This is a genomic window from Micromonospora sp. WMMD956 (assembly GCF_029626125.1).
GTDB classification, from domain to species: Bacteria; Actinomycetota; Actinomycetes; order Mycobacteriales; family Micromonosporaceae; genus Micromonospora; species Micromonospora carbonacea.
Genome location: NZ_JARUBI010000005.1, coordinates 1,152,228 through 1,165,971, shown reverse-complemented (window position 1 = coordinate 1,165,971; position 13,744 = coordinate 1,152,228). Strand labels below are relative to the sequence as shown.

The window sequence follows — 13,744 nt, the reverse complement described above, 5'->3', positions numbered from 1 at the left end:
GGGACGGGTTCACGGGCCGGTTCGTCGCCACGGGTCGGGTCGTGTGCACGGTCGATCCGTCACGACGGGCGGGATGCCACGGCGCGTCGTCACGACCTGTCGTCACGGCGCGTCGTTGCCGCGTCGGCGTTCCTGCGCCACGAGCCGGTCGACGTCCGCGAGGCGGTCCAACTGCTTCATCGTGCGGGCCATCCGGGCGTTCGCCGGGATCCGGTCCCGGTTGCGGTCCAGGAACGCCCAGTACCCCGCCGTGTACGGGCACGCGTCCGGGCCGAGACGCTTGCGCGGGTCGTACCGGCAGCCGCCGCAGTAGTCGCTCATCCGGTTGACGTACGCGCCGCCGGAGACGTACGGCTTGGTGGTCATCCGGCCCAGGTCGGCGTACTGGCTCATGCCGACCACGTTGGCGGTCATCACCCACTCGTAGCCGTCCACGAAGCGGGTGTGGAACCACTCCACCAACTCGGCGGGCCGCCAGCCGCGTTGCAGGGCGTAGTTGCCGAGCACCATCAGCCGGGGGATGTGGTGCACCCAGCCGTGGTCGCGCACCCCGGCCAGCACGTCCGACAGGCAGTGCGCCTGCACCGCGTCGGCGTCCAGCTCCTGAAACCAGCCGGGCACCGGGCGGCGGGCGGCGAGCGCGTTGCTGCGCCGCCAGCCGGCGTCGAAGTGCCAGTACAGGTGCCAGACGAAGTCCCGCCAGCCCAGGATCTGCCGGACGAAGCCCTCGACGCTGGCCAGCGGCGCGCCCTGGCTCCGGTACGCCTTCTCCGCGCCCCGGACCGCGTCGAGGGGGTCGAGCAGGCCGAGGTTGAACGAGGAGGAGAGCACGCTGTGCGCCAGCCACGGGTCGGTGGAGAGCATCGCGTCCTCGTACGGGCCGAAGGCGGGCAGCCGGTGCCGCAGGAAGTGGCGTAGCCGGGCCTGGGCCTCCTTCGCGGTCGCCGGGAAGCGCCGTGGCCCGTCCCGGCCGACGAACCGGATGCCCTCCCGTTCCCAGCGGTCGAGGTCGGCGCGGACCTCGGCGTCGACGTCGTCCTCCTTCGGCGCCGGCGGGGCGGGGACGGTGAGCCTGCCGTCCTTCGGCGGCGGTTCCCGGTTCTCGACGTCGAGGCTCCACCGCCCGCCGACCGGCTCGTCGCCGTCGACCAGCACCCGGTGGTGCTCGCGGGCGAACCGGTAGAACGCCTCCATCCGCAGCGCGCCGCTCCGCCCGCCGGCCCACTCGGCGAAGTCGTCCAGGCTGGTGACGAAGCCGCGCGGCGGCAGCACGGTCACCCCGTCCCGCCGCCGGACGAACTCCAGGGCCCGGCGCGAGGTGGGATGGCAGACCTCGACCGGCTCGCGGACCTTGCGCAGCCCCTCCGCGTACGTCTCGGCGCGCAGGTAGGTGGCCTGCGCGCCGAGTTCGGCGGCGCGGTGACGCAGCGCGGAGAGGATCAGGTGCGCCTTCTGCCGGTGGTAGACGCGGCGGCGGAAGACCGCCTTCGACTCGATCAGCAGGACCGGCTGGCGGCGGTCGTCGAGGAAGTGCGGCCCCAGCTGATCAGCGAAGAGCCAACGCCGCGACATGCCCCGATTGTGGCCCGGGCCGGTCGCCGTCCGGCCCCGAAGCCGGAAAACCCGGGCGCTGCCCAGGGAACCCCCGGTGCCGGGACCGCCGCCGCCCGCCGTCACCCGCCGCCCGGTGGCAGCTTTCCAGGCATCCGTTCGCCCGGTCGGGTCACGCCGAGCCGGAGCCCACCTGCTCCGGGGTGATGATCTGCTCGCGCATCTCGTCGAGCAGTCGGGCGCTGTCGTCCACGGAGAGCTGGGAGAAGATCCCGTTGGTGAGGCTGCCGTGGTCGACCGAGGTGCAGACCACCACGTCTGTGCCGTCGAGCGCGCCGACGGCGCAGCGGGCGAACCGCCCCCGCACGTCGGTGTCGACCACCTGGGGATCGCCGAGCTGGTATCGCGGCTTGAGCCGGGCCAACTCGTCGTCCGCGTCGCTCTCGGGGGTCAGCCGGAAGCCGGTGCCGCCGAACACGACGGCGGGCTTGCCGGCCGACGAGACGTACACGCCGGCGAAGGTGTCCTCGGCCAGGAGGTGCGCCTCGCGCGTCTCGGCCTCCAGCTGATTCGCGGTGGTCTTGCTGCGGGCGTCCTCGCGCAGCGACAGGTCGGCGATCTGCGCCGGCAGCGCCGCCTTCGCCGGATACTGCTCCCACATCGGCTTCACCCAGTACGCGGGGCAGCCGCAGCAGCAGGCGATGCTCAGCAGCAGCACCCACGGCCAGCGCCGCCGGCGTCGGCGGGGCGCCTTCGGCGCGGGCGGGGGAGGGGCGGGCCGGCGTTGCTGCGGAGGCGGTGGCGGCGGTGCCACCGGACGGGCCGCGGGCGGCGACACCGGCCGAGCCGGCGGCGACACGGGTCGGGGCGGCGACACCTGCCGGGCCGGCGGCGGCAGCGGCTGGGCCATGGGCGGCGGCGCGGACCGGGCGGCCGGCGGCGGGCTCACGGGCCGGGCCGCCGGCGACACGGGCCGGGCCGGCTGCGGCGGGGTCACCGGGTGGGACGCCGCCGGGGTGCCGCGACCGACGACGGGCGCTGAGCCGGCCGCCGGCCCCGGGTACTGCCGGGTGGGTGGCGTCGCGGGGTACGGCATGGCCGGCGGCAGCTCGGCGGCGTGCAGGTCCCAACTGCCGGTGTCCACGCCGGCCCACGGGTCCACCGGAACCTGGCTCTCCGGGGGCGGCAGCGGCCCGTGCCCGACCGGTGCGGGCGGCGGCGGAGCCGGGGTCGGTGGCGGAGGGGCGGGCGGGGTGAACATGACGGACTCGCCCCAGCTCCGCTTGCGCGGGGCCGGCGGCGGGACCGATGCGGACCCGCGCAAGCGGGGCGCGGGCGGCTCGGCGGCGGCGGGGTCGACGGTCGTCCGGTCCGGACGCGGGTCCAGCTTCGTGGCGTCGGGGCGGGCGGCGGATCCCGGGGCGTCCGGGCCGGTGTCCAGCCTCGTGGCGTCCGGGCGCGGGCCCAGCTTCGCGTCCGGGTGGGCGTCGATCCTCGTCGGGTCCGGGGTGGGGGTCGGCCTGCCGGCCCTGGCGCGGCCCGGGGCGAAGGCCGGCGGGGTCACCCCGGCCCGGCCGAGGGCGGGCCGCGGCGGCGTGGGCTCGACCCTGGTCGGGTCCGGGCCGGACAGCGGCGGGGTGGGGGCGATCCGGGTCGGGTCCGGGCCGGGGCGCACCGGGGTGGCGGTGCCGACCGGTCGAGGCGGCGCGGGAGGCGCCCCGTGGGCGCCGGCCGGATCGACCCGGGTGGGCTCCGGCCCCGGCGACGACCCGGGCTCCGGCGAGGCGTCCGCTACCGGGACGGTCGCCTCGGCGGCCCCGCCGTCGGGGAGCGCGGCGGTCCTGGTCGCGTCGGTTCCGTGGTCGGTCGCCACCGTCCGGTCGCCGGTCGCTTCCGCCTCGTCGCCGGTCGCTTCCGCCTCGTCGCCGGTCGCTTCCGCCTCGTCGCCGGTCGCTTCCGCCTCGTCGCCGGTCGCTTCCGCCCCGTCGTCGGTCGCTTCCGCCCCGTCGTCGGTCGCCCCGTCGGTCGCCGAACCGTCGGCCCTCACCCCACCGTCGGCCCTCGTCGTACCGTCGGTCGGCGGCTCTCCGTCGGCGCCTGTCGCGCCGTTCGTCCTCGGCTCACGGTCGGTCGGCGTCTCCGGGTCGGTCGGCGTGTGCCCGATGGCCGCCGTCTCGACCGGGGCCGTCGTGTCGTCGGTCGCCGTGGAGCCGGTCGCCGTCGTGTCGTCGGTCGCCGTGGAGCCGGTCGCCGTCGTGTCGGTCGCCGTGGAGCCGGTCGCCGTCGTGTCGCCGGTCGCCGTCGTGTCGGTCGTCGGCTCGGCGGAGGGGACCTGCACGGCATCGACCGGCTCGACCCGCTGGGTGTCGACCCGCTGGGTGTCGACCTGCTCGGTGTCGGTCTGCCCGGCCTGCGTGGGGTCGGTCTGCGGGGGGTCGGCCTGCCCGCTGTCGGTCGGCTCGGCGGAGCCGCGCGGGGCCGGTGCGACCGGCGATGGTACGGGGGAGGGGGCCGCCTCTCCGACGACCGCCGGATCCTGGTCCCGGTCGACGGCCGGGGTGCCCCCGTCGGCCGGTCGATCTGCTCCCGGCTGCGGGTGCGGCATCGCGGCAATCTCCTCTCGCGCCGGTCCGAGGTTAGTACCGGCGTGCCACCGGCGGCGATCCGCCCACGTCCGGGGCGATCATGACGGGGCCCGTGGCGTGCTCCCGGACGCCGCGGGCCGGGGGATCCCAGCGGTGACCGGGGCCGTGCCTCGGCGACGGGCGTTGTTCCGGGTGGGGCAGGCGGGTGGGCGCGCCGGGCGGGCGGCGGGCGGCCGCGTACCCTTGGGCATCATGAGCGTTCCGTCCACCACGCCGAGTCCCACCGTGGAGCCGTCGATCTGGCCCCGCCTGGAGCCGCTGCTGCCCCAGGTGACCAAGCCCATCCAGTACGTCGGTGGCGAGCTGGGCGCGGTGGTCAAGGACTGGGACGCGGCGACCGTGCGCTGGGCGCTGATGTATCCCGACGCGTACGAGGTGGGCCTGCCCAACCAGGGCGTGCAGATCCTCTACGAGGTGCTCAACGAGCTGCCCGACGTGCTGGCCGAGCGGACGTACGCGGTCTGGCCCGACCTGGAGCGGCTGATGCGCGCCCACGGCGTGCCGCAGTTCACCGTCGACGCCCACCGCTCGGTGCGCGGGTTCGACGTGTTCGGCGTCTCGTTCTCCACCGAGCTGGGCTACACCAACCTGCTCACCGCGATCGACCTGGCGGGCATTCCGCTGCTGGCGGCCGACCGCACCGACGCCGACCCGGTGATCGTGGCCGGTGGGCACGCCGCGTTCAACCCGGAGCCGATCGCCGACTTCGTCGACGCCGCCGTGCTCGGCGACGGCGAGGAGGCGGTCCTGGAGATCACCGCGATCGTCCGGGAGTGGAAGGCGGAGGGCTCCCCGGGCGGCCGCGACGAGCTGCTGCTGCGGCTGGCCCGCACGGAGAGCGTCTACGTGCCGCGCTTCTACGACGTGGACTACCTGCCCGACGGCCGGATCCAGCGGGTCGTGCCGAACCGGGCGGACGTGCCGTTCCGGGTGCACAAGCGCACGACGATGGACCTGGACGCCTGGCCGTACCCGAAGAAGCCCCTCGTCCCACTGGCCGAGACGGTCCACGAGCGGTACGCGGTGGAGATCTTCCGGGGGTGCACCCGGGGCTGCCGGTTCTGCCAGGCCGGCATGATCACCCGGCCGGTGCGGGAGCGGTCCATCACGACGGTGGGGCAGATGGTGCAGCAGGGGCTGGAGTTCTCCGGCTTCCACGAGGTGGGCCTGCTGTCGCTGTCGTCGGCCGACCACTCGGAGATCGGCGACATGTGCTCGGGCCTGGCCGAGCAGTACGCCGGCACCAACGTGTCGCTGTCGCTGCCGTCGACGCGGGTCGACGCGTTCAACATCGACCTGGCGCAGGAGCTGTCGCGCAACGGCCGGCGCACCGGGCTGACCTTCGCCCCCGAGGGCGGGTCGGAGCGGATCCGCAAGGTCATCAACAAGATGGTGTCGAAGGAAGACCTGATCCGCACCGTCGTCACCGCGTACACCAACGGCTGGCGGCAGGTGAAGCTCTACTTCATGTGCGGCCTGCCCACCGAGACCGACGCCGACGTCCTGGAGATCGCGGACATGGCGCACGAGGTGATCCGGGCGGGCCGGGCCGCCACCGGCAGCAAGGACATCCGCTGCACCGTCTCGATCGGCGGGTTCGTGCCGAAGCCGCACACCCCGTTCCAGTGGGCGGCGATGGAGCGGCCGGAGGTCATCGACGGCCGGCTGCGGCTGCTCAAGCAGGCGATCAACGCCGACCGTTCGCTCGGCCGGGCGATCGGCTTCCGCTACCACGACGGCGAGCCGTCGTTGATCGAGGGCCTGCTCAGCCGGGGCGACCGCCGGGTCGGCGCGGTCATCCGGCGGGTGTGGGAGAACGGTGGCCGGTTCGACGGCTGGAGCGAGCACTTCTCGTACCAGCGGTGGGTGGACGCCGCGGCCGAGGTGCTGCCGGCCTTCGGCGTCGACCTCGACTGGTACACCACCCGCCAGCGCGACGAGCTGGAGGTCCTGCCCTGGGACCACCTGGACTCGGGCCTGGACAAGGACTGGCTCTGGCAGGACTGGCAGGACGCCCTGTCCGAGTACGAGCAGGACGACTGCCGGTGGACCCCGTGCTTCGACTGCGGAGTCTGCCCGTCGATGGACACCGAGATCCAGATCGGCCCCACGGGCAGGAAGCTGCTCCCACTGACCCCGATCAACGGTGCCGGGCTGCGGATTCCCGCCCCCACCCCGCAGTGATCCCCCGCGCGGGATGACCAACCGATCCGAGGAGCACGACGATCAGTAGGAAACCACAGCCGGAGGGCGGTCAGGCGCCGGTCGTCCAGCGCGTCCGCATCCGGTACGCCAAGCGTGGGCCGTTGCGGTTCACCTCGCACCGCGACTTCGCCCGTGCGTTCGAGCGGGCGCTGCGGCGGGCCGGGGTGCCGATCGCCTTCTCCCAGGGCTTCACCCCGCACCCCAAGATCTCGTACGCCAGCGCGGCGCCGACCGGGGTGGCCAGCGAGGCGGAGTACCTGGAGATCGGGCTGCGCGAGCCGGTCGACCCGGCGCAGCTCCGGGCGGCGCTGGACGCCGCGCTCTCGCCCGGCCTCGACGTGCTCGACGCGGTCGTCGCCGCCGGGGGCAGCCTGGCCGACCGGATCGAGGCGTCGCACTGGCGGATCGAGCTGCCGCAGGTGGAGCCGGCCGTGCTGGAGCGCGCCGTGGCCGCCTTCGCCGCGGCGGGGGAGGTTCAGGTCGAGCGGATGACGAAGCAGGGGCGGCGCACGTTCGACGCCCGCGCGGCAGTCATGAAGATCGATGTGATCCGGTCCGTCGAGACGCCTTCCGGGGTGCCGGGCGTGTCGTGTGCGATACTCGAACTGGTCGTCCGGCAGGTCACCCCGTCCGTACGACCCGATGACGTCCTTTCCGGCCTGCGCGCGGTGGCCGACCTGGAGCCGCCGGTCTCCCCGAGGGTGATCCGGCTGGCGCAGGGCACGCTGACCGCACAGGGCGAGATCGTCGATCCGTTGGACGCGGATCGCGACGGGGCAGCCATCGTGTGAGCGTTGACCGACGGTCAGCGTTCTGGCAGGCAGACTTCGGCGGTCGCGCAGCTTGCGCGCCCGGCGGAAACACTTTTGCGGCGACCCTGCGTGGCAGCGCTCACCCGCGCCCGGGGCAGCCAGAACTGGAGAACGTCCATGCTCGAGAACGAGCCCGAGGGCGGCGAACGGACCGGTTCCCAGCCGGCCGGCGAGACCGCTGACCGCACCACCGACACCGGCCGCGCCAGCGGTGACACCGTCACCGGCACGGCGGATCTCACCGCGGGCGGCCCCACCGCCGAGGGCGCGGCCCCGGCCGGCGGCCCCACCGCCGCGCAGGGCGAGGCCGCCGGGGACGCCGCCGGCGAGGCGCCGGCCCCGCCGCCCCGCAAGCGGGCCACCCGTCGGCGGGCCACCCCGCTCAACCAGCCGGAGCAGACCGAGGCTCCGGTGGAGGCGTCCACCTCCGCCGGCTCGGCCAGCGGGGAGGCCCCCCAGGCCGAGGTCCTCGCCCCGGTTGCCGGTGAGCTGGAGGAGATGCCGAAGACGCCGCGTCGACGCCGGAAGGCGACCACCGCGAAGGCGACGGCGGAGCCGGTCGTCGCCGCTGCCGCGGAGGAGGCCGGCGCGGAGGTCGTACCCCCGGTCAAGGTGACCCGGACCCGCCGCCGCAAGGCCACCGCGCCCCCGGTGGAGGCCCCGGCGGCCGAGCCGGCCGAGGCCGCCGCGACGGGCGAGCAGCCGACGGAGGCCGCGCCGACGCCGGCCGTGGTCGAGCCGCCGGCAGCCCAGCCGCCGTCCGCTGCCGCAGCCCAGCCGGATGCTGCCGCTGCCGGCGGTGCCGTGGACCAGCCGGCAGCCGGCGCGACCGAGGCCAGCCAGCCGGCCGCTTCCGGCCGGGCCGCCGCCGGGCGTGGCCGCCGCCGGTCCAGCGGTGCCGAGAACCGTTCCGGTGAGGTGCCGCCCGGGGTGGCCGTCTCCGGTGCCGTCGAACTGCCGGCCGGCACCGCCGAGGCTGCCGAGATCATCGAGCTGGCCGAGCCCGCCCAGGCCGCCGAGCCCGCGCAGGCCAGCCAGCCCGTCGAGGCCGCCGAGCCCGCCACGCCCAGCGAGCCGGTCGAGGCCGCCGAGCCGAGGACCCGCCGGCGGCGGGCCGCCCTCTCCGCGCCGACCGTTCTGTTCATGGCCCCGCAGCCGGACGAGCTGCCGGTGGCCCGCGTCGTGGTGCCGGCCCCCGTGGAGCCGGAGGCGGTCGAGGAGCAGCCCGAGCCGTCCCGCCGGCGTCGCCGCGCCCGGCGCGAGGTCGAGCCGGTCGAGCAGGCCGAGGTGCCGGAGGTCGAGGAGGAGCCGGCCGCCGAGGCGGAGGAGCCCGAGGCCGCCGACGACGAGGAGGACGAGGAGAGCGCCGCCCGTCGGCGGCGCCGCCGGGGCCGCCGGGGCCGGGGCCGGGGCAAGGGCGGCGCGGACGAGGCCGACGACGACGAGGCCGAGGAGGCCGCCCAGGCCGAGGAGCCCGAGGCCGAGGGTGACGAGGACGAGGGCGAGACCGACGAGGGCGGTGACGGGCTGACCCGTCGTCGGCGGCGTCGCCGCCGCCGGGGCGCGGGGGACACCGACGGGGGCGCCGACGACGGCGTGCCGACGGTCGTCAAGATCCGTGAGCCGCGCAAGGCCGTCGACGAGGTGCAGGGCGTCTCCGGCTCGACCCGGCTGGAGGCCAAGCGGCAGCGCCGCCGGGACGGCCGGGAGCAGCGCCGGACCCGCCCGCCGATCCTGAGCGAGTCCGAGTTCCTGGCCCGCCGGGAGGCGGTCGACCGGGTGATGGCCGTCCGCCAGCGCGGTGACCGCACCCAGATCGCCGTCCTGGAGGACGGCGTGCTGGTCGAGCACTACGTCACCCGCAACTCCTCCGGCACCATGGCCGGCAACGTCTACCTCGGCAAGGTGCAGAACGTCCTGCCGAGCATGGAGGCGGCCTTCGTCGACATCGGGCGCGGCCGCAACGCCGTCCTGTACGCGGGCGAGGTCAACTGGGACACCACCGGCCTGGAGGGGCGGGCCCGGTCGATCGAGCAGGCCCTGCGTTCCGGCGACTCGGTGCTGGTGCAGGTCACCAAGGACCCGATCGGGCACAAGGGGGCCCGGCTGACCAGCCACATCGCGCTCTCCGGCCGGCACCTGGTCTACGTGCCGAACGGCAACGCCTCCGGCATCAGCCGCAAGCTGCCCGACACCGAACGCAAGCGGCTGCGCGACGCGCTCAAGAAGCTGGTCCCGGACGGCGCGGGCGTGATCGTCCGCACGGCCGCCGAGGGGGCGAGCGAGGACGAGCTGGCCCGCGACGTCAAGCGCCTCCAGGCCCAGTGGGAGGACATCCAGGCCAAGGCCGCCTCCGGCGGCGCGCCGGTGCTGCTCTACGAGGAGCCGGACCTGGTCATCCGGGTCGTGCGGGATCTGTTCAACGAGGACTTCCGTGAGCTGGTGATCGAGGGCGACGAGTCGTACGGGATGGTCGAGTCGTACCTCTCGCACGTCTCCCCGGACCTGGTCGACCGGGTGCGCCGGCACGCGGGCGCGGCCGACGTGTTCGCCACCTACCGGATCGACGAGCAGATCCTCAAGGGCCTGGACCGGAAGGTCTTCCTGCCCTCCGGCGGCTCGCTGGTGATCGACCGCACCGAGGCGATGACCGTCATCGACGTCAACACCGGCAAGTACACCGGCTCCGGCGGGAACCTGGAGGAGACGGTCACCCGGAACAACCTGGAGGCGGCCGAGGAGATCGTCCGCCAGCTCCGGTTGCGCGACATCGGCGGCATCGTGGTGATCGACTTCATCGACATGGTGCTGGAGTCGAACCGTGAGCTGGTGCTGCGCCGGCTCACGGAGTGCCTCGGCCGGGACCGCACGAAGCACCAGGTCACCGAGATCACCTCGCTCGGCCTGGTGCAGATGACCCGCAAGCGCATCGGCGCGGGGCTGCTGGAGGCGTTCAGCGAGCCCTGCGAGTGCTGCAAGGGCCGGGGTCTGATCATGCACACCGAGCCGGTGCCGGAGAAGCCGCGTTCGGGCGGTGGCGCGGGGGAGAAGGTCAAGGCGGTCGCCTCGGCGGCCCCCGCTCCCGCCGCCGCCCCGGCGACGGCCGAGCCGGTCGGCGGGGCGTCGTCGCGACGCCGGGCGCGCAAGAGCGCTGCCCCGGAGCGCACGGTCGTCGAGGTGGTCGAGGCCCCTGCCGACACCGACACCGACTACCACGACACGATGGGCTACGACCTGTCCCGGTACGAGGCGGACACCGCCGCCGCGCCGGCCGTGGCGGACAGCCAGCAGGGCGAGTCCGCCCGGCTGGCGGGCGCCGACGACCCGGACGCGCTCGGCGACGACGAGGGCGACGGTGACGGCGGCGACACGGGCGGGGGCCGGCGGCGGTCCCGCCGGGGCGGCGCCCGGCGGCGTACCCGCCCGTGACCGGCTGACCGGCCGCGCGTTTCGCAGGACCCCTGCCCGGGTGACAGCACCGGGGCGGGGGTCCTGTCGCGTGCCCGACCCCGGTTAGGATCGGCCACCCCCGGTCAGGAGAAGAAGAATGCGTCGTCTGCTCGCCCTCACCGTCGCCGCGGTCGTCCTGTCGGCCACGGCGGCCTGTTCCGCCGGGCGTTCCGGCTCCGACCCCGCCGACGGGCCGGGCGGCTCCTCCCCGGCCCCGGCCGGCGGGGCCACCCCGGGCGGCGGGGGCGCGGCGCCCGGCGCGCCGGGCGGGCCGTCCGCCGCGAGCGGCGCGGCCGGGGGGAACGCCCCGGAGGTCTGCGCCGCCGCCCAGCAGGCCAGCGGCACGGCGGTCCGCACGTACGTGGCGGAGCTAGGCCGGATGATCGGGGCGGTCGGCGCGAGCGACAGCGCCACGGCGGAGGCCGCCCGCAAGCGGGCGGAGGCGGCGCTGACCGGCTGGCGCACGGCGCTGCGGGAGCAGTCGACCCGGGCGACCGACCCGCAGCTGCGGACGCTCCTGGCCGATCTCGCCACCGAGGTGGGGATGCTCGGCACCGACGTGGACGCGATCGACGAGGAGGAGCTGGACGAGCTCCAGCAGCGCCTCGACCAGCTCTGCGCCCGCTGACCGGCCCGGTGCGGGTGGGCGGGGTGGCGCACCCCGGTTTGGGTGTCGCCCCGCCGATGGCGTACGCTATCTTGCGGCGCACTTTGGTGTGCCGAGTTCCCGCGTGCCCGCGCCGCCGCGCTTCTGCTACCCGGCGAGCCGCCGAGGGAACGACCGCCAGCAGCCTCAACGACAGGGAGTCCGCCTCCGATGTACGCGATCGTCAAGACCGGCGGCAAGCAGTACAAGGTCGCCGAGGGCGACGTGATCGAGGTCGAGAAGCTCGCCGGTGCCCCCGGCGACGCGGTGAAGCTCACCGCGGTGCTCCTCGTCGACGGTGACGACCTGGTGACCGACGCGGCGAAGCTTGCCGAGGTCGCGGTGTCCGGCGAGATCGCCGCGCACACCAAGGGCCCGAAGATCAAGATCCACAAGTTCAAGAACAAGACCGGCTACCACAAGCGCCAGGGTCACCGCCAGCCGCTGACCCAGGTCAAGGTGACCGGCATCTCCAGCGGGAAGTAGGTCGTCCTCAGATGGCTCACAAAAAGGGTGCGTCCAGCTCGCGTAACGGCCGTGACTCCGCGGCCCAGCGGCTCGGCGTGAAGCGCTTCGGTGGTCAGGTCGTCAGCGCGGGTGAGATCCTCATCCGGCAGCGTGGCACCAAGTTCCACCCCGGTGACCTGGTCGGCCGTGGCGGCGACGACACGCTCTTCGCGCTGGCCGCCGGCTCGGTCCTGTTCGGCACCAAGCGCGGTCGCAAGACCGTCAGCATCGTGCCGCAGCAGTAACTTCGACGCGTCGCGGGCCGCGGACCGGTTGGTCCCGGCCCGCTTCGCTTTTCTCGTACGTGCGGGGCGTCTCCCGCTGGAAGGATTGACGACGTGACGATGTTCGTGGACCGGGTCGTCCTGCACCTGCAGGCCGGCGACGGCGGGCACGGCTGTGTCTCGATCCACCGGGAGAAGTTCAAGCCGTTCGGCGGCCCCGACGGCGGCAACGGCGGGCACGGCGGCAGCGTGACGCTGGTCGTCGACCCGCAGGTGCACACCCTGCTCGACTTCCACTTCCACCCGCACGTCAAGGGCGAGAACGGCAAGGGCGGCGCGGGCTCGAACCGGGACGGCGCGAACGGGCGCGGCCTGGTGCTGAAGGTGCCCAACGGCACCGTCGTGCAGACCCCCGGCGGTGAGGTGCTGGCCGACATGGTCGGCGCGGGCACCACGTTCGAGGTGGCCCGGGGTGGCCGGGGCGGCCGGGGCAACGCCTCGCTGGCCAACGCCCGGCGCAAGGCGCCCGGATTCGCCGAGCTCGGCGAGCCCGGCGAGCAGCTCGACGTGGTGCTGGAGCTCAAGAGCGTCGCCGACGTGGGCCTGGTCGGCTTCCCGTCGGCCGGCAAGTCGTCGCTGATCTCGGTCATCTCCGCCGCCAAGCCGAAGATCGCCGACTACCCCTTCACCACCCTCGTGCCGAACCTGGGCGTGGTCCGGGTCGACAACCACACCTTCACCGTGGCCGACGTGCCCGGCCTCATCCCCGGAGCGGCCACCGGCAAGGGCCTCGGGCTGGAGTTCCTCCGGCACGTCGAGCGCTGCGCGGTGCTGGTGCACGTGATCGACACGGCGACGCTGGAGCCGGGCCGGGATCCGCTGGCCGACATCGACGCCATCGAGTCGGAGCTGAGCCAGTACGGCGGGCTGGCCGACCGGCCCCGCCTCGTCGCCCTCAACAAGATCGACGTGCCGGACGGCCGGGACCTCGCCGAGATCGTCCGCGCCGACCTGGAGGCCCGTGGCCTGCGGGTGTTCGAGGTCTCCGCGGCGACCCGCGAGGGCCTCAAGGAGCTGATGTTCGCCATGGCGGAGCTGGTCGAGAAGGCCCGTGCCGCCGCCCCGCCGGCCGAGCCGACCCGCATCGTCATCCGCCCGAGGGCGGTCGACGACACCGGCTTCACCATCACCGCCGAGCCGGACGGCTCGTTCACCGTGCGGGGCGACCGGCCGGAGCGCTGGGTGCGGCAGACCAACTTCGACAACGACGAGGCGGTGGGCTACCTGGCCGACCGGCTGGCCCGCCTCGGCGTCGAGGACAAGCTGGCCAAGGCCGGGGCCAACCCGGGCGACCTGGTGCGGATCGGGGAGCGCGAGTTCGACTGGCAGCCCACCCTCTACGCGGGCGTCGACTTCGTCCCCGGCAACCGGGGCACCGACGTGCGGCTGGAGGAGAAGTCGAGCCGCCCCTCGGCCGCCGAGCGGCTCGCCGCGCGCAAGGCCCGCCGGGTGCGGCCCGCCGACGAGCTGGGGGCCGACGTCAGCGACGACGAGCCGACCGCCGGCGCGCACCTCGACGGCGACCTCGACGACGAGGAGTAGGCCGGCGCGGGGCGGGGAGGCCGGCGACGGGGACCGGCCCGCCCGCGCGACCACGACCGCTCGCGGGGCCTCCGCCGGCGGGTCGCCCGCCGGAAACCTGCC

At 75.0% G+C, this 13,744-nt stretch carries 9 protein-coding genes; 7 read left to right on the top strand and 2 right to left on the bottom strand.

What is annotated here, in order from left to right; genetic code table 11:
* Nucleotides 1-102 precede the first annotated feature (102 nt).
* Entirely contained in the window at nucleotides 103-1,572 is a 1,470-nt protein-coding gene (locus O7628_RS05385) for a cryptochrome/photolyase family protein (protein WP_278128790.1), read from the bottom strand.
* Between the two features lie 151 nt (nucleotides 1,573-1,723).
* Nucleotides 1,724-4,156: a hypothetical protein gene (locus O7628_RS05380; RefSeq protein WP_278128788.1), complete on the bottom strand. Its 2,433-nt coding sequence runs from the start codon at nucleotides 4,154-4,156 to the stop codon at nucleotides 1,724-1,726.
* Nucleotides 4,157-4,388: 232 nt separating this feature from the next.
* Between O7628_RS05380 and O7628_RS05375 the strand changes: the two genes are divergently transcribed.
* From O7628_RS05375 to obgE, 7 genes are all read left to right on the top strand, one after another.
* Nucleotides 4,389-6,380: a TIGR03960 family B12-binding radical SAM protein gene (locus tag O7628_RS05375; RefSeq protein WP_278128787.1), complete on the top strand. Its 1,992-nt coding sequence runs from the start codon at nucleotides 4,389-4,391 to the stop codon at nucleotides 6,378-6,380.
* Between the two features lie 98 nt (nucleotides 6,381-6,478).
* Nucleotides 6,479-7,192, top strand: a complete 714-nt coding sequence (locus tag O7628_RS05370) for a TIGR03936 family radical SAM-associated protein (RefSeq protein WP_278136227.1) — start codon at nucleotides 6,479-6,481, stop codon at nucleotides 7,190-7,192.
* 138 nt (nucleotides 7,193-7,330) lie between these two features.
* Nucleotides 7,331-10,642 carry an Rne/Rng family ribonuclease gene (locus O7628_RS05365; protein ID WP_278128784.1) on the top strand — a complete coding sequence of 1,104 codons (3,312 nt, stop codon included), beginning with the start codon at nucleotides 7,331-7,333 and terminating at the stop codon, nucleotides 10,640-10,642.
* Between the two features lie 118 nt (nucleotides 10,643-10,760).
* Nucleotides 10,761-11,291, top strand: coding sequence for a hypothetical protein (locus O7628_RS05360; protein WP_278128783.1), 531 nt, complete (start codon nucleotides 10,761-10,763; stop codon nucleotides 11,289-11,291).
* Between the two features lie 189 nt (nucleotides 11,292-11,480).
* Nucleotides 11,481-11,795: a 50S ribosomal protein L21 gene (gene rplU, locus O7628_RS05355; RefSeq protein ID WP_007072512.1), complete on the top strand. Its 315-nt coding sequence runs from the start codon at nucleotides 11,481-11,483 to the stop codon at nucleotides 11,793-11,795.
* Between the two features lie 11 nt (nucleotides 11,796-11,806).
* The gene (rpmA, locus tag O7628_RS05350; RefSeq protein WP_043966727.1) at nucleotides 11,807-12,061 is read left to right on the top strand and encodes a 50S ribosomal protein L27; all 255 of its coding nucleotides are present in this window, start codon (nucleotides 11,807-11,809) and stop codon (nucleotides 12,059-12,061) included.
* A gap of 93 nt (nucleotides 12,062-12,154) precedes the next feature.
* Nucleotides 12,155-13,642, top strand: a complete 1,488-nt coding sequence (gene obgE / locus O7628_RS05345; protein ID WP_278128781.1) for a GTPase ObgE — start codon at nucleotides 12,155-12,157, stop codon at nucleotides 13,640-13,642.
* Nucleotides 13,643-13,744: the final 102 nt, after the last annotated feature.

Excerpts from the sequence above, each read along its gene's own strand:
- O7628_RS05385 (WP_278128790.1), bottom strand. The coding sequence starts at position 1,572 with ATGTCGCGGCGTTGGCTCTTCGCTGATCAGCTGGGGCCGCACTTCCTC.
- O7628_RS05380 (WP_278128788.1), bottom strand. The coding sequence starts at position 4,156 with ATGCCGCACCCGCAGCCGGGAGCAGATCGACCGGCCGACGGGGGCACC.
- O7628_RS05375 (WP_278128787.1), top strand. The coding sequence starts at position 4,389 with ATGAGCGTTCCGTCCACCACGCCGAGTCCCACCGTGGAGCCGTCGATC.
- O7628_RS05365 (WP_278128784.1), top strand. The coding sequence starts at position 7,331 with ATGCTCGAGAACGAGCCCGAGGGCGGCGAACGGACCGGTTCCCAGCCG.
- O7628_RS05360 (WP_278128783.1), top strand. The coding sequence starts at position 10,761 with ATGCGTCGTCTGCTCGCCCTCACCGTCGCCGCGGTCGTCCTGTCGGCC.
- rplU (WP_007072512.1), top strand. The coding sequence starts at position 11,481 with ATGTACGCGATCGTCAAGACCGGCGGCAAGCAGTACAAGGTCGCCGAG.
- rpmA (WP_043966727.1), top strand. The coding sequence starts at position 11,807 with ATGGCTCACAAAAAGGGTGCGTCCAGCTCGCGTAACGGCCGTGACTCC.